The organism is Streptomyces sp. NPDC058751 (assembly GCF_042746485.1).
Lineage (GTDB): Bacteria > Actinomycetota > Actinomycetes > Streptomycetales > Streptomycetaceae > Streptomyces.
In genome coordinates this window covers 13,240-28,382 of sequence record NZ_JBHYPZ010000061.1, presented here as the reverse complement: position 1 = coordinate 28,382, position 15,143 = coordinate 13,240, and the positions used below count along the sequence as shown (strand labels likewise).

The window sequence follows — 15,143 nt, the reverse complement described above, 5'->3', positions numbered from 1 at the left end:
CCCCTCCTAGCGTGGAGCGCGGGCGCCGCGGCGCGCTTCCGGCGATCGGCTCCCCCAGGACGGCGGCCCCGGTGTCCGTGCGGGCGGAGCGCCCCGACCGCCGCCGGACGATGCCGTGGCCGCCCGATGCCCGCCCCGCACCTCGCCCGCGCTGGAGATACGCGTCATGCTCTCGAACACGTCTCAGCCCATCATCACGGCGACGCTGCCCGTCGTCGGCGAACACATCGGTGAGATCGCCCAGCGCTTCTACCGTCACATGTTCGCCAACCACCCCGAGCTCCTGGACGGGGTCTTCAACCGGGGGAACCAGGCCCACGGAGAGCAGCAGCAGGCACTCGCCGGATCCGTGGCGGCGTTCGCGAGCGGGCTGGTGAGCACTCCGCAGCGGACCCCCGAACACCTGCTGAAGCGCATCGCGCACAAGCACGCGTCTCTGGGGATCCGTCCGGACCAGTACCAGACCGTCCACGACAACCTGATGTGGGCCATCGTCGACGTCCTGGGCGACGCGGTCACCCCGGAGGTCGCCGCGGCCTGGGACGAGGTCTACTGGCTGATGGCGAACGCCCTGATCAACCAGGAACGCGGCCTCTACAGCGCGCGCGGGGTGACACCCGAGACGGTCTGGCGCAAGTGGGAGGTCGAGAAGAAGATCAGGGAGACCCGGGACGTCGTGACGTTCGTGCTCAAGCGGGTGGACGACCGTCTGGTGACGACCTCGCTCCCCGGCCAGTACGTCACCGTGCTGATCGACATGCCCGACGGGGTGCGCCAGCCGCGCCAGTACAGCCTGACCCGGGCCGACGACGGCGAACACCGTCAGTTCTCGGTCAAGCGGGTACGCGGCAACGGCGAGCCCGAGGGAGAGGTGTCCGCCCTCCTGCACGACACCGTCGACGTGGGCGACGTCCTCACCCTGTCGCTGCCCTACGGCGATGTCGTGCTCGACGACTCGGGACGGCCGGTGGTGTTCGCCACGGCGGGCATCGGGATCACCCCCATGGCCGGAATGCTCTCCCACCTCGTCGAGGCCGAGTCCCGGCTGCCGATCACCGTGCTGCACGCCGACCTCGACGAGGCGTCGTTCGCGCTGCGCCGCCAGGTGGTCAGCGACGTACTCGAACTGCGGAACGCCGAGATGTACCTCTGGTACGAGAAGGGCGCGCGGACCAACGAGCCCGTGAAGGGCTGCTTCGAGGGGATGATGGACCTCTCCCACGTCGATCTGCCGGACGACGCCGTGTACTACATGTGCGGGCCGCTGGCCTTCATGCAGCCACTGCGGAGCGCGCTGCTCGGACGCGGCGTCGCGCCGCAGGACATCCAGTACGAGGTGTTCGGCCCGGACCTCTGGCAGGCGGACCTCGACTGACGACGCCCCCTCGAACCGGCCGGCCCCGTCAGCCGTACACAGGCGCCGCACAGCGGCCGGCCGTGAGCGTCTTCGGGCAACTCCCTTGGACAGCAAGGGTGTTACGGTCTCGCGAATGACGGAACACCAGGACGAGACCAGGGCGGCCTACGACGGCGTCGTCGAGTTGTACGCGTCGTTGTTCGCCGACCGGCTGGAGACGCGGCCGTTCGCGCGGGCCATGCTCGGCGCCTTCGCCGAGCTGGTGCGCGACACGGGGAACGTGCGGACGGCCGACGTCGGGTGCGGGCCCGGCCATCTGACGGCCATGCTGCACGGGCTGGGGCTGGACGCCTCCGGGTTCGACCTCTCCCCGGCGATGGTCGACCACGCCCGCCGCGCCCATCCGGTACTGCGGTTCGACGAGGCGCGCATGGAGGCGCTGCCGGTCGAGGACGGCGCGCTCGGCGGGGTGCTGTCCCACTACTCGATGATCCACACCCCGCCCGGGGAACTGCCCGCGCTGCTCGCCGAGCAGGTGCGTGTCCTGGCGCCGGGGGGTCTGCTCCTGGTCTCGTTCTTCGGGACGGAGGGGTCGGAGCCGGTCCGCTTCGACCACAAGGTGGCGCCCGCCTACAGCTGGCCGGCCGACCGGTTCGCCGGCCTGCTGACGGGGGCCGGGTTCGTCGAGGTCGCCCGGCTCCTCCACGACCCGGTCTCCGAACGGGGCTTCCTCGACGCCCACTTGCTGGTCCGCCTCCCCTGAGCCGCGGTCCGCGGTCCGGGACACCCCGGGCTCCGGACCGGGGGCGGCCACCCCCGTGCCTGTGAGTTGCCTCACCCGCCGGGACCGGCGGTCGTGCGCGAACCGCCTGGCCAGCGGCCCGTGACCCGCCTCGGACGTACGCCCGTTGGCCGGATGCGTCAATGATCTGTCATTGCGGTCAGTCGGAGATCCGATACAGGCTGTGACCGTGTCAGAGCGACGTGTTGTTGTGGTGGTGTACGCGGGTTCCATGGCGCTGGACATCACCGGGCCGATCGAAGTGTTCGACATCGCCAACCGGCTCCTCGGCCCGGGGGCAGCCCCTTACCGGATCGAGCTGGTCTCCGCCGACGCGCCCCTGGTGCGGACGAGTTCAGGGGTGAGCGTGGAGGCGCTGCCCCTGGAAGCGGGACAAGGGCAGGTCGACACGCTCCTCGTGCCGGGGGGATGGAGTGTCGGCGAGGCGCTGCGGGACCAGGTGCTGGTCTCGTGGATCGGTGCGGCGGCGGCCCGGTCGCGCAGGGTCGCCTCCGTGTGTGGCGGATCCTTTCTGCTGGCCGAGGCCGGCCTGTTGGACGGCAGACGCGCCACCACGCACTGGGCGTACGGCGAGACGATGGCCGGCCGCTATCCGGCGGTCACGGTGGACACCGAGCCGATCTTCGTCTGGGACGGTCCCTTCGTCACCTCGGCGGGCGTGTCGACCGGGATCGACATGGCACTCGCCCTGGTGGAGGCCGACCACGGAGCGGCACTCGCCCTGGAGACGGCACGGTTCCTGGTCCTCTTCCTCAAGCGGCACGGAGGCCAGTCCCAGTTCAGCGCCTTGCTGGACGCCCAGTTGGCGGACCATCCGCCGATCCGGACGGCGCAGGAGTGGATTCTGGAGAACCTCCACAACCCGTTACCCGTGGCCGAGATGGCCGAGCGGGCCAACATGAGTCCGCGCAACTTCGCCCGGGTCTTCCGGCGAGAGGTGGGTACGACCCCCGGTCAGTACGTCCAGCGCACCCGGATCGCCCGCGCCCGCGAACTGCTGGAGACGACCGACCTGCCGATCAGCCAGATAGCGGGCCGCTGCGGGTTCGGCGCCCCCGAGACGTTCTTCCGCTCCTTCGGGCGGACCCTCGGACTCACCCCGAAGGAATACCGGCACCGCTTCCAGATCGTCACGCCGTCCGGCCTCGTCGACCGGCACCACGAGAGGGACGGGAGCCCCGTATGACCACGACGGCGGACGTACCCGGAACCGGGACGACGCGTATGGCCGACTACCTGGCCGACGAGCTCGCCCGGGCCGGAGTCACCCACATGTTCGGGGTCGGCGGAGCGAACATCGAGGACCTGTACGACGCCGTGCACCGCGGCGGAGCCGTTCGCGGCGTGGTCGCCAAGCACGAGTTCTCGGCCGTCACCATGGCCGACGGATACGCCCGGACCACCGGGCGCCTCGGGGTCGTCGCCGCCACCTCGGGCGGTGGCGCGATGAACCTGGTGCCGGGCCTCGCGGAGGCGTACGCCTCCCGGGTGCCGCTGCTCGCCCTCGTGGGCCAGCCGCCGACGGTCCAGGAGGGGCACGGCGCGTTCCAGGACACCAGCGGCAAGGGGGACTCCTTCGACGCGGGCGAGGTCTTCACCCCGATCTCCCGGTTCTGCGCCCGGGTCGAGGACGCGGACTCGCTCGTCGAACTGCTGCCGCGGGCGATGGCGGCGGCGCGGACCGAGCCGCGCGGTCCCGCGGTCCTGCTGCTGCCCAAGGACGTACAACAGGCGCGCATACGGACACCCGGCCGCGCTCCGGCGCCGGCGGGGGCGGGGCGAACAGGGATCACGCGAGCGGAGGCCGCGCGCTCCGGGGTCGTACCGGCGAGGGGCACACGGGCAGGGGGCGTGCCGGCGCCGGCCGGGTTCTCGCAGGCCGCCCTCACCGAGGTGTCGGACGTCCTCCGTGGCGCGGACACCGTCCTCGTCATCGCCGGTGAGGGCGTCGCCGCAGCGGACGCACGTGCGGAACTGTCCGTACTGGCCCGGAACCTCGGGGCGTGGGTCGCGGTCACCCCGGACGCCAAGGACGTGTTCGACAACCGTGATCCGCGGTTCGCGGGCGTGGCCGGGGTGATGGGCCACGCCAACGTCGAACACTGTCTGCGGCGGGCCGACGTGTGCCTGCTGGTCGGCACACGGCTGCCGCTCCTGGCGCGCGGCGGGCTGGAGCGGGCCCTCGCCGCCACCGACGTCGTGTGCCTGGATCCCGAGAAGCCGTTCGTGGCGGGGACGGCGCTGGGCGGGGACCTGAGGGACGCGCTGCGCGCGGTGACCGGCCGGATCGCGCCGGACCCGCGTGCCTGCCCACCGCAGCCCGGCCCCCTCCCGGCCACCGCGGCGGGCCCGGACTCCCCGGCCGCCCGCGGAGCGACGGTCCCGTATCCCCAGGCCATCGCGGCGGTGGAGGCGGCGCTGCCCGAGGACGCGCACGTCTTCGTGGACGCGGGCAACACCGGTGCCAGCGCGGTCCACCTCCTCCCGGCACCGCGCCACGGCCGGTTCGTGGTGGCGCTCGGCATGGGGGGCATGGGCTACACCTTCGGCGTGGGCATCGGCGCCGCGCTCGCCACCGGGCGGCGCACCTACGTGCTCGCCGGTGACGGGGCCTTCTTCATGCACGGCGCGGAAGTGCACACCGCCGTGGAGCACTCGGCGCCCGTCACCTTCGTCGTCTTCAACAACAACGCCCACGCCATGTGCGCGCTGCGCGAGGAGTTCCTCCAGGGCGGTGGCCGCGACGACGACACGTTCGGCCGGACCGACATCGCCGCCGGGGTGGCCGCCGCCTTCCCGTCCCTCGACGTGACCGGTGCGGAGAGCGCGGTCCAGCTCCGGGAGGCGCTGCTGCGCGGCAACGCGGGCGCGGGGCCCGCCTTCGTGGCCCTGGACTGCGACCCGAAGGAGATCCCCCCGTTCCTCCCCTTCCAGCCCTTCGCCGAAGCCACGGGCGGCGCGGGCCGTCCCGAAGGGGCCGCGCCCGCCGAACCCTCCGACCGCGCTGAACACCCCGACCGTGCCGAACCCTCCGACAACAGGAAGAACTCAGATGAGCGACGAGCCGTCCGCGCCGGCTGACATCCCGGGCCTGATGCGGATCGAGAACCCGGGCAGGGACGAACTGACCGCGCACTGCGTGGAGCTGACCCACTCCGTCTACCCCCACCACCAGGTCTACGGGCAGTACTGCACCATCCACGAGTACGTCGACTGCCCGCCGGAACTGACCTACGACTACCTCCGCCAGGGCCACCACCTGGAGGAATGGACCTGCAGCCTGCGGGACTTCGCCCCCTCCGGCACACCGGGCCTGTGGGTCGGCCGCGACCGGCTGGAGGACGACACCAGGATCTACTGCAGGACCGTCGCCAACCCCGAGGCCATGACGGTGGATTACCACTGCTCCTGGGACCAGGGCGACAAGCTGTGGATGATCTACCTGATGCGTGTCGTACCGGCCCCGCTCGTGCTCGGCAGACCGGGGTCGGTGATCACCTGGACCAACTGCCGTCACCCCTACTACGACACGAACCCGCACCCCGGTCTCGCTCCCCGCCCCGACCGGCCCTGGGTGGGCGACTACTGGGACCTGTTCTATGCGGGCCACACCGTGGAGATGAACAACCTCAAGGCGATCCTGGAACACCGCCACCGCAACGGTCAGCCGGTCAGCGTGCCTCCCGTCAGGGCGGTGGCGCGGTGACGACGGTCAGCCTCACCGACGTAGCGGGCTACCTCCCGGGTGATCCGGTCCCGGCGGAGTTCTACACCGAGTACCCCGGAGCCGAGGACAAGCTCCGCGACAACCCCATGTTCAAGGCCCCGCCGGCACGCCACCACGTCGCCGCGGACGAGACCAACACGGACATGATCGAACGCGCCGTGCAGCCCCTGATCGAACGGCACGGCAGGGACGAGATCCGGGGCGTCGACGTCCTGCTGGTGCACAGCCAGCTCCCGGACCTGCCGTTCGTCGGCGCGGGCACCGAAGTGGCACGCAGACTGGGCCTGAACCCGGAGTGGCTCGTCGACGTGGCCAACGCGGGCTGCGCCTCTTTCGTGTACATGCTGAAGCTGGCCCGGCAGATCCTCACCACCACCGACGCGAGGACCGCGTTGATCTGCAACGCGCAGAGCGCCGCCGGTCAGTGCTTCACCCAGTCCGAAGTGCGCCGGCTCGCACAGGCCGCGATCCCGGGCGACGGCTGCGGTGTGGGATGGGTGACGACGTCGGCCGGGTCCCCGGTCCTCGACGTGGAGACCCGGCACATCGGCGAGTTCGCCGGCGACATGACCGTGGCGGCCGACGACGGCCGCAAGTACTGGGAGCCGGGGGAGTCCCAGCTCCGGATCGGGTTCACCGACGCGAGCGTCGCCAAGGTGCTGGCACGCGGAAACCGGCTGGTCCCGGAGGTGGTCACGGACCTGTGCCGACGGCTCGGAGTGGAGACCGGCGACATCGACGCCCTCGTCACCAACCAGCCGAACCGCACCTTCCTGCGCAACTGGACGGAGGCGCTGCAACTGCCCGCCGAGCGGCACCTGAACACCTTCGACCGGTACGGCAACCTGTTCGGAGCGGCGATCCCGGTCACCCTGGACCACGCCCTCGCCTCGGGCCGGGTGAAGGACGGCGACCTCGTGGTGCTGGGCGGCTTCGCCCACGCCGGCGACTTCGCCGGGGCCGCCGCCGTGCGCTGGTCCGGCGGACGAGGGTGACTTCAGGCGGGCAGGTCAGGACAAGGCATGGCCGGGCTGGTCCGGGCTGGGCGGGTCCGGTCACGGGGCGGGGCCTCGAAGCGCCGACGGCCGTCTGCCCGTAGTACACCGTCTGCCCGTCGTACGAGGTGATCAGCCGCCGATGACGCCGTCAGCGTGACGTTCGGCGGTGAACGCAACCGAAGGGGGCCTCGCGGTGATCTGGACAGGTGGTTCACAACTCATCGGTGAGGAGACAGAGATGACCCCCTGGAGCAGCGAGGCCCTCGGTTCCGGCGCCTTCGTCGACCCCTACGCCGTGCACCCTCGTGACACCGCCGCGCCCGCTCAGGCGCGGCCCCGCGACGACGGCGACTTCCTGCTGGCGCCCCCCGACCCCGCCGACCGCCTCGGCCACACCCTCGACCCGCAGGACCAGAGGCGCCTGGCCCTGCACGCGACCCTCACCGCCGCCGGCATCCCCCCGATGCCCGAGGACCGCGCGGTCATCGACCAGATCAGCGCCCTTCCCGCGGACGTCAACGAGGTCCTGCAGCGCTGGCTGCACCACACCCTGTGACACCGGCCGCGGCGGCGTCGTGGGGCGGGACGCGGGCTTCCCCGGGCCGAAGAGACCGGAGATCATGGGGCATGAGCCTCGACGACTGGCACTTCACCCAGGACATGGACGAATTCCTCGCCCGAACAGGAGACTTCCTGCGCTCGCGTCCCGTCATGCACAACACACCCCTGACAACGCTCGCGAAGATGCAGGCGCATGGGGCGAACGCACACGGCGTGAACGCACACGGCGTGAACGCACATGGTGCCGAGGCCACCGTCTTCGGCCGCCTGGAGTCAGGGGGCGAGGTCCGGGCCATCGCGTACCGCACCGCGCGGGGCCGTCTGACCGCCACGCCGCTCGCCCCCGAGCAGGCCGACACCCTCGCCGCCCGGCTGACCCGGCTCGGTCACCGGATCTCCGGCGTCACCGCGGACCAGGACACCGCCGCGGTTTTCGCCGAGGCGTGGCGGCGGCACCAGGGCGCGGCGCCGGTACGCGACTGGTGGGGCCGCCTCTACCGGCTCGGCACGCTCACTCCGCCCGAGCCGGCGCCGCAGGGCCGGGGCCGCCAGGCGGGCGAGCGGGACCACGAGCACGTGATGAGCTGGTGCCGGGAGTTCGCCGCGGACGTCGGGGAGGCCGTCACCATAACCGCCGAGTCCTGGGCCGGCACGCGCTTCGCCGAGAAGCGCTACACCTACTGGGAGACCCCTGACGGCACACCCGTCTCCATGGCGGGCGCGAACCCGCTGGTCGGCGGCCAGGTCCGGGTGGATCCCGTCTACACGCCGGCCGGCCTCCGGGGGCGCGGCTACGCGGGCGCCGTGACGGTCGAGGTCACCCGGGCCGCGCTGGCCGCGGGCGCGACGGAGGTCGTGCTGTTCACGAACCCGGCCAACACGACCAGCAACGCCCTCTACCAGCGCATCGGATACGTCCCGGTCACCGACTTCACCGGATACGCCTTCTCCGGCTGAGGACTGCCCGGCTGAAGGGCCGTCCGGCCGGAGGCGCTCTCCAGGGCCCCGGTTATCCTGCCTCGTTCCGAACCGGCCAGGGAGGTCCCGCACCATGAGCAGCACCACGTCGTCGTTTCCCGAACGGATCGAGCTCACGGGGCAGGGGCTCGTCCTTCGTGACTGGACGGAGGCCGACCTGACCGCGATGCCGGAACTGTTCGACCACCCCGACATCGCGTACTGGACACCGCTCGTCTCCCCCTTCGACGAAGCCGCCGCCCGCGCACGTCTGGACCGGGACCGGGAGATGCGCGCGCAGGGCACCGTCATCCTGCTCGCGATCACGGTCGACGGCGGAGCGCCCCTCGGCGAGGTGATGCTGCGGCGCGCCCCCGAGGGCATGGAGATCGGCTACGCGGTCGGCCCGGCGCACCGCGGTCAGGGGCTGGCGGTGCGGGCGGTACGGGTGATGGCGGCGTACGCGTTCGAGCGGATGGGCGCCGAGCGGGTGATCCTGGAGCTGGAGGCCGAGAACGCCGCCAGCGTCGCCGTGGCCACCAGGGCGGGCTTCACCCTCCTCGACGTGCCGCTGATCACCGGCGAGGAGAAGGGACGCCCCTTCTCCCTGCAGACGTGGGGCCTGAGCCGCCCGTGACAGCGGGAACTTCCCGGGGCACTCGGTGGGTGTCCAGCTGAGGGAGTGTTGTCCAACACCATTCCCTGCATGGCCAGTTGGTCGTTGCGCTTGCCGTGGGGAGCGGGCGGTGGCGTGGCCGACATCGATGACGAGGCGGTCTTTGCGGCGAGCATGCATGTCCCAGCGCGTCAAGCGTGACACAGCGTAACGAATGTCGTAGATTTGGTCACATTCCGTCATGATGTCGTGCCGTGTGGGACCAGGAGCCGACTCGGCCGCGCACGCAGTTCTCCACGCCTGAGCCCGCCACAGCTAGGAGCTGCCGGTGATCGACCAACTCTGGTTCCATCCACCGCTCGCCATCGCCCGGTTGGGGCGTTCTTCCGTGCCGTGCGACAACTACCACTGGGGACAGAGCGACCTGTCGCCGCGCGGCAGCGGCAAGACCACCGTCGTCCCGGCCGCCACCCTCGACCTTGCGGAGGACGGCACGCTCACCGAGCGGATGCCCACGAAGGTGCAGTTCAAGGACGCCGACGGCTGGCGGCCGGTGTGTCCGTACTTCGAGCTGCACGCGTCCTGGACCAGCGGCGGCAACCGCCGAACCGGGCCGCTCACCGCGGCGGTGCTGAAGGAGTTCGGGCTGAGTCCGGCCGACCTGCGATGGCGGGTGGCGGTGGCCAACCTCAAGGCCTACCACTACACCCAGGCCCCCGGTGACCGGATCGAGGCGCACGCCGAGATGCAGGGCGACGACCACAGCCCCCACGCACTGGACGGCGCCTCTCCAGAGGGTGTCGACCGGCCGCTGGTCCCGGTCGGCGCCAAGCTGCCGCTCGGCTCGGTACAGCTGCCCGCTCCGAGCGCCGCCCTGCCGGAGTTGCGGTTGCGGTTCACCCCGGGGTCCGGCGCGGTGTACGGGCCGACCGACCTGGTGACGCGCGCAGAAGGCACCGACTACGAGCTACCGCCGCAGCGGCTGATTCTCAACCGGCACGCGGTCTGGTGCGGTTTCCCGCTGCAGAACACGAGTGACGATCCGCGGACCGTCCCGGGCGGCCTCTTCGCGGGTGCGGAGCGGGCGCGGGATCCTGAGAGCCTGGGCATGGTCGACGACGTCTGCGACGGCACCGTCGTCGTCACCCTCCCGGGCGGTCCGAAGGCGACCGCCCGGATCGTGGTCAGCCCGCCCGACTTCGCCCCGGACCGGCGCCCCTTCATCTCGCTGGCCGACGGGCTGGCGGACCGGGTCCAGCGCGCAGAGGTGCGCGATCCCGCGTACCTCGCCGACGAGCAGCTGACCGTCCTGGAGATCCGGGACCTGTTCGAGCGAGTCCTGGAGACGATGGGGAACGTCAACGTCGACGTGCAGAACGAGCGCGTCGGCCGGCCGATGGAGGTCCCGGAGGGACTGACCTCCGTCCTGCTCGAACTGACCGACCGCGGACGGCGGCGGCACCGCCGGTACGTGGTGCTGGAGGTCCTGGAGGACCTGCTGCGCGAACAGCCCGACCTCATCCGCCGGGTGGTCCGCGAACCCGTTCCCGACGAGCCGGCCTGGGACAGCCGGATGCCCGTCGCGATGCGCGGCGCCGACGGCTCCGCGCTCCACCTGACACGTCGGCAGTACGACCTGCTGGTCGGCTGGGCCCGGACGCTGCGCGAGAACACGGAGGCGGGCTCGTGACCGTACTCCTCCAGATCGGCCGCCGCCCGCCCGAGGACGGGGGAACCCGACACGCGCCGCCCGACCCTCGTTCCGAGGTCAGGCTCTTTCGCAGTGCGTACGGAGCCCATCTGTTCGTCACGGACGGCAGCCGGGTGTACGACCTGCCCGAGGAGACCGCGGCCACGCTGGAGCGCTGGACGGCGACTCAGGAGGGCACCCTGGAGGAAGTGGCCCGCGAGCTCTCGCTCCCACTGCGGGACGAGCGGCGCATCGACGGAACGCCCGCTGAGCCGCCGCCGCTGTCCTCCCTCTCGCTCAACGTCATGCAGGCCTGCAACCTGAGTTGCGGGCACTGCTACGCGGACGAGGGGAAGTTCGGCGGTGCCGCCCGCGCGATGCCCCGGCAGACGGCGTTCGCGGCGGTCGACCGGCTGCTGGCCGAGGCCTCGCCCGGCGCGGACGTGGTGGTCGGGTTCATGGGCGGTGAACCGATGCTGGCCCGGGAGCTGGTGCACGAGGTGGTCGCGTACGCGGAGCGGGCCGGAGCCGTCGCCGGTCATCGGGTCCGCTTCGCCCTCACCACCAACCTGACGAGCGTACGGCCTGAGGACGCCCGGCTGTTCGCGGAGCACCCCTTCACCGTCACGGCCAGCCTCGACGGGGACCGCGAGGGCCACGACGCACTGCGGAAGGCACCGGGCGGGGGCAGCGCGTACGACAGACTGCGGGCCGGCCTGGAGACGCTGGACCGGCACGGACGTCCACGGCACCTGGCCGCGCGGGTCAGTGTCACCCCGCACACGAGTCGGCTGCTGGACGTACTGGAGCACGGCATCGGGCTGGGTTTCGACGAGGTCGGCTTCGCCGCCGTGGTCAGCGCCCCTGACCCGACGTACGAAATCACCGCCGAGACCTTCACCGGGTTCCTGGACCAGATGGTGGAGTGCGGTGAGAAGGCGCTGCGCGAGCTGTCCGCGGGGCGCGCCTATCCGTTCGGGAACTTCCAGACCGCGATGCACGAGCTGCACCGTGGCACGCACCGCCCGTACCCGTGCGGCGCGGGGGCCGGCTACCTCAGCGCCTCGGCCGACGGAGGCTTGTACGCCTGCCATCGGCTGGTCGACGATCCCGCCTTCGCCATGGGGTCGCTCGCCGCCGGGTCCGACGTCCCGGCCCGCGCCGCGCATCTGGCGGCACGGCACGTGGACCGGCAGGAGCCCTGCCGGTCCTGTTGGGCCCGTTACCTGTGCGGTGGCGGTTGCTACCACGAGGTGAGCCGCCGGGGCCGGCCCGGCTGCGACTACATCCGCGGCTGGCTGGACTTCTGCCTGCGAGCTTACGTCGAACTCTCCAAGGCGGCACCGGAGTTCCTTTCTCCACCGCCCGCATCCGCAGTACGACTCGTCAGCCCTGCCAGTCCCGCGAGCGCCGTCGGCGCTGTCTGAAGGAGTTTCCATGGCCGACCTTCCGACTCCCGACGGGAAGATCTTCCCGCGCAATCTCACCGCCAGAGCCGACCACGTCGTACACGGGAACCCGGCCGGTACCCGCCCGGAGAGCGGTGTCGACAACTGCTTCCCCGGCCTGGAGTTCGACCAGCGCAATCTGGACAAGCGGTTCTTCCCTGGACTGACCGTGGATTTCCAGCGCGGCAGCGGCTCCAAGCTGCTCACCGTGCACGACGGCGGGGCGGCGGCGGTCGCCGGGCTGACCCAGGCCGACGTGGACGACCCCGACAGCCCCCTGTACATCTGGGCACTGTGCGGACGCACGACCGTGGATCAGACGGAGTTCTCGGCTCCCGTGATCGACTGCAGCGGGCTGAGCGGCTTGGACGTGTGGCGGCGTGTCCACGATCTGCTGCCCGGGCGGATCGCCGTACTGCTCGGCCCTGGGCCCGGGGCGTCCTCGGAGGGTTCGCTCGCCATCGGCGATCTGAACAGCCTGCGGCAAAGGGACGGAGGGTTCGTTCGGCGGAGCCCCGGTGGCGGCTTCGAGCTCGCGGTCCTGGTCGCCGAACGGGCCCGCTACCTCGACGAGGAAGGAGTGATCGACCCGGAGACGTACGAACCGGGCGACCTCACGCGCAGTCTGTGCGCTCCGTGGCAGTACGACTTCCGTGACTGCGGGTGCTGGTACTGGGCCGCGTCCAAACCCGATGTCACCAGCAGCTCGGACGGCGGCGTCCCCCAGATGAATTTCCTGCGCAGGGATCGGCTACCGGTCGCCGACCTGGACTCGGACGCGAGTGACTCCAGCGCCACCAGAGGCAGACGTACGGCGCTGGAGTTCACCTACCCCGGACTGATCGCGAACTGGGACGTGCTTCCCGTGGTCCTCAACGACCGCGAGGACGACACACTCGGTATTCCGGTCCCCGGCCCGGTGACGCTGCTGGACCGGGCCAGGGTGATCAAGGAGCTGAAGAGGCTGGCCACGGTCGAGCACGCTCTGTGCGTGGAGTACCTGTTCGCACACTATTCGCTGCGTGCCCCCATGGAACTGCCCGATGACGCGAGCTCCCAGACCGTGCTGATCCATACGGCCGCCGCGGAGGTGTTCGCCGTCGCGGTCGACGAGATGCGCCACCTGCGCTGGGTCAACGAAGCTCTCGGGGTCCTGGGCGAGCCGGTGACCCTCGGCCGTGCGGAGAACATCGAGAGGGACGGCGATCACCCCTTCGAGCTGCGCCCCCTCACCGAGGCCACGTTGCAGTGGTTCATCGACGTCGAGGCCCCGAGCCAGGTGCAGGGCACCGGGATCGACGGGATGTACGTCCAATTGCACGAGACACTGGTGAAGAAGCCGGAGCTGTTCAAGGAGTCAGACCGGCTGGCCCACCTGATCAAGCTCATCATCGACGAGGGCGGCGACCACTTCCGCCGCTTCACCGCTGTCAAGGCGCACCTGGCCGTACTCGCCCCGCAGCAGTGGGTGCGCGACCTCGGACCGGGCACCGGAACTCCGCTGCAGACGCAGCTCCTGACGCTCAGCGATCAGTACTACGCGATGCTGCTGGGAATGCTGCAGGACACGTTCGGGTTCGGCGATCGGGCGGGCGGGATGCTGATCGAACTGTCCCGCCGCACGATGGTCAACCTGCACGAGGTCAACCACCTCCTCGCCGCACGAAACGTGGCACCCCGCTTCACGCTGCCCGCCTGGCTCGCCCCGGGAGGCGGGGACGCCTTGCCGGACGAGCCGTTCACACGGGCTGCCGCGCTCGCCACGATCCCTCCCCTCGAAGCGATCTTCGCACTCGGCACCCCAGGAGCGCGTGACCTGGCGACCCGCCACCTGGCCGACACCGAGGCACTGCTCGCCGTACTGACCGTTCAGGACGGCGGTGGGACGGACGGCGACGGGTGAGCACGGTTGTCACGATCACCGGATCCGGCCTCGCCGAACTCACCTGCGCCTGGCTGCTGGCCGGGCGCGGCCATCGGGTCAGGCAGGAGACCGGCACTCCGGCGGCAGGCGCCCGGCCGCTGCTGCTGACCGGCCCCACGCTTGACCTGCTGCGCTCGCTGTGGGGCGACGGACTCCTCAGCGGTACGCACCTGTTGAGTCACCGTCAGGTGCGCTGGGGGACCGGCGAGCCCCCGACACGGTTCGCGCAGCCCACCCGTGTGGTGGACGGCGCGGTGCTGGCGGAACGGATGCGGGAGCGACTCGAAACGGTCCTCACCGTTTCGGCCGACCCTGCCCGGTGGGTGGTGACGGCGCGGGCGCCGGACGACCCGGGCGGCCAACGAAACGCCGGGCGAAGGCAGTTGCTGGCCGGAACCGCGCCACTGCGGCCCGGGGTGGAGGAGCGGACCGCACTGCTGAGCACCACCGAACTCGGCTGGCTCCAGCTCACCCCACTCGGTCGGGGTGACTGCCTGGTGCAGGCCATGGTGCCCGGCCCGGCAAAGGACGCCGCCGGACTGCTGGCCCGACTGCTCGCCGAGTCCGGACTGGGCCGTGTTCTGCGCCGTGTACCGCACGCGGCGGTCGCTGTCCGGGCCGCCCCGCGGCTGCACCGCGCACCCGCGTCACCGCCCGGCGAACCGAATGCGGCCGGTCGGCTGACCGTTGGGGCGGGAGCCATCCGTTACGACCCGCTCAGCGGCACCGGCACCGCACAAGCGCTGCGGACGGCCATCCTGGCCGCCGCTGTGATCGACGCAGAGGCAGCCGGGACCCCGGCCACCGCGCTCTGCGCGCACTACACCGTCCGGCTGCACGCGGCGTTCGGCGAACACCTGCGTACCTGCGCCAAGTTGTACGGCACCGCCTTCACCTCTGCCCTCTGGGCGGACGAACTGGACGCGGCCCGGTTCGGCTTCCGCGTTCCGGAGCCGCCGGTCGCCGTCGTGTGACGGCCGGACGGGGCCGATCGGACCTGCGTGCCTCCTCACCCGGTACGAAGGATCTGGAAGCGATCGGGTTCCGCCGGGCTCGACCGACG

13 protein-coding genes are annotated in these 15,143 nt (G+C 71.4%); all 13 read left to right on the top strand.

The features are described 5' to 3' along the window. Positions 1–166 precede the first annotated feature (166 nt). The 13 genes from ACFW6B_RS37520 to ACFW6B_RS37460 all read left to right on the top strand — a co-directional run bounded on the left by ACFW6B_RS37520 (position 167) and on the right by ACFW6B_RS37460 (position 15,054). Complete coding sequence (locus tag ACFW6B_RS37520; RefSeq protein ID WP_386603685.1) at positions 167–1,375, top strand: globin domain-containing protein; 1,209 nt, start codon at positions 167–169, stop codon at positions 1,373–1,375. A gap of 115 nt (positions 1,376–1,490) precedes the next feature. Continuing rightward, complete coding sequence (locus ACFW6B_RS37515; protein WP_386603683.1) at positions 1,491–2,120, top strand: class I SAM-dependent methyltransferase; 630 nt, start codon at positions 1,491–1,493, stop codon at positions 2,118–2,120. 208 nt (positions 2,121–2,328) lie between these two features. Further along, positions 2,329–3,345 carry a GlxA family transcriptional regulator gene (locus ACFW6B_RS37510; protein WP_386603681.1) on the top strand — a complete coding sequence of 339 codons (1,017 nt, stop codon included), beginning with the start codon at positions 2,329–2,331 and terminating at the stop codon, positions 3,343–3,345. Continuing rightward, entirely contained in the window at positions 3,342–5,240 is a 1,899-nt protein-coding gene (locus ACFW6B_RS37505; RefSeq protein ID WP_386603679.1) for a thiamine pyrophosphate-binding protein, read from the top strand. Before ACFW6B_RS37510 ends, ACFW6B_RS37505 begins: the two co-directional genes overlap by 4 nt. Then, a complete protein-coding gene (locus tag ACFW6B_RS37500) occupies positions 5,212–5,865 on the top strand; it encodes an SRPBCC family protein (RefSeq protein WP_386603677.1) in 654 nt (217 codons plus the stop codon). The genes ACFW6B_RS37505 and ACFW6B_RS37500 overlap by 29 nt, the downstream gene beginning before the upstream one ends. Then, positions 5,862–6,881, top strand: coding sequence for a 3-oxoacyl-ACP synthase III family protein (locus ACFW6B_RS37495; protein ID WP_386603675.1), 1,020 nt, complete (start codon positions 5,862–5,864; stop codon positions 6,879–6,881). Before ACFW6B_RS37500 ends, ACFW6B_RS37495 begins: the two co-directional genes overlap by 4 nt. Before the next feature lie 241 nt (positions 6,882–7,122). After that, positions 7,123–7,440, top strand: coding sequence for a hypothetical protein (locus ACFW6B_RS37490; protein ID WP_386603673.1), 318 nt, complete (start codon positions 7,123–7,125; stop codon positions 7,438–7,440). A gap of 71 nt (positions 7,441–7,511) precedes the next feature. Beyond that, positions 7,512–8,402, top strand: coding sequence for a GNAT family N-acetyltransferase (locus tag ACFW6B_RS37485; RefSeq protein WP_386603671.1), 891 nt, complete (start codon positions 7,512–7,514; stop codon positions 8,400–8,402). A 94-nt stretch (positions 8,403–8,496) separates the two neighbouring features. Further along, positions 8,497–9,039, top strand: coding sequence for a GNAT family N-acetyltransferase (locus tag ACFW6B_RS37480; protein ID WP_386603669.1), 543 nt, complete (start codon positions 8,497–8,499; stop codon positions 9,037–9,039). 307 nt (positions 9,040–9,346) lie between these two features. Next, positions 9,347–10,708, top strand: a complete 1,362-nt coding sequence (locus ACFW6B_RS37475; protein ID WP_386603667.1) for a hypothetical protein — start codon at positions 9,347–9,349, stop codon at positions 10,706–10,708. Further along, positions 10,705–12,135, top strand: coding sequence for a radical SAM protein (locus ACFW6B_RS37470; protein WP_386603665.1), 1,431 nt, complete (start codon positions 10,705–10,707; stop codon positions 12,133–12,135). Before ACFW6B_RS37475 ends, ACFW6B_RS37470 begins: the two co-directional genes overlap by 4 nt. Before the next feature lie 10 nt (positions 12,136–12,145). After that, positions 12,146–14,059: a ferritin-like domain-containing protein gene (locus tag ACFW6B_RS37465; protein ID WP_386603663.1), complete on the top strand. Its 1,914-nt coding sequence runs from the start codon at positions 12,146–12,148 to the stop codon at positions 14,057–14,059. Continuing rightward, positions 14,056–15,054, top strand: coding sequence for a hypothetical protein (locus tag ACFW6B_RS37460; protein ID WP_386603661.1), 999 nt, complete (start codon positions 14,056–14,058; stop codon positions 15,052–15,054). The genes ACFW6B_RS37465 and ACFW6B_RS37460 overlap by 4 nt, the downstream gene beginning before the upstream one ends. Positions 15,055–15,143: the final 89 nt, after the last annotated feature.

Excerpts from the sequence above, each read along its gene's own strand:
- ACFW6B_RS37520 (WP_386603685.1), top strand. The coding sequence starts at position 167 with ATGCTCTCGAACACGTCTCAGCCCATCATCACGGCGACGCTGCCCGTC.
- ACFW6B_RS37515 (WP_386603683.1), top strand. The coding sequence starts at position 1,491 with ATGACGGAACACCAGGACGAGACCAGGGCGGCCTACGACGGCGTCGTC.
- ACFW6B_RS37505 (WP_386603679.1), top strand. The coding sequence starts at position 3,342 with ATGACCACGACGGCGGACGTACCCGGAACCGGGACGACGCGTATGGCC.
- ACFW6B_RS37500 (WP_386603677.1), top strand. The coding sequence starts at position 5,212 with ATGAGCGACGAGCCGTCCGCGCCGGCTGACATCCCGGGCCTGATGCGG.
- ACFW6B_RS37490 (WP_386603673.1), top strand. The coding sequence starts at position 7,123 with ATGACCCCCTGGAGCAGCGAGGCCCTCGGTTCCGGCGCCTTCGTCGAC.
- ACFW6B_RS37485 (WP_386603671.1), top strand. The coding sequence starts at position 7,512 with ATGAGCCTCGACGACTGGCACTTCACCCAGGACATGGACGAATTCCTC.
- ACFW6B_RS37480 (WP_386603669.1), top strand. The coding sequence starts at position 8,497 with ATGAGCAGCACCACGTCGTCGTTTCCCGAACGGATCGAGCTCACGGGG.
- ACFW6B_RS37465 (WP_386603663.1), top strand. The coding sequence starts at position 12,146 with ATGGCCGACCTTCCGACTCCCGACGGGAAGATCTTCCCGCGCAATCTC.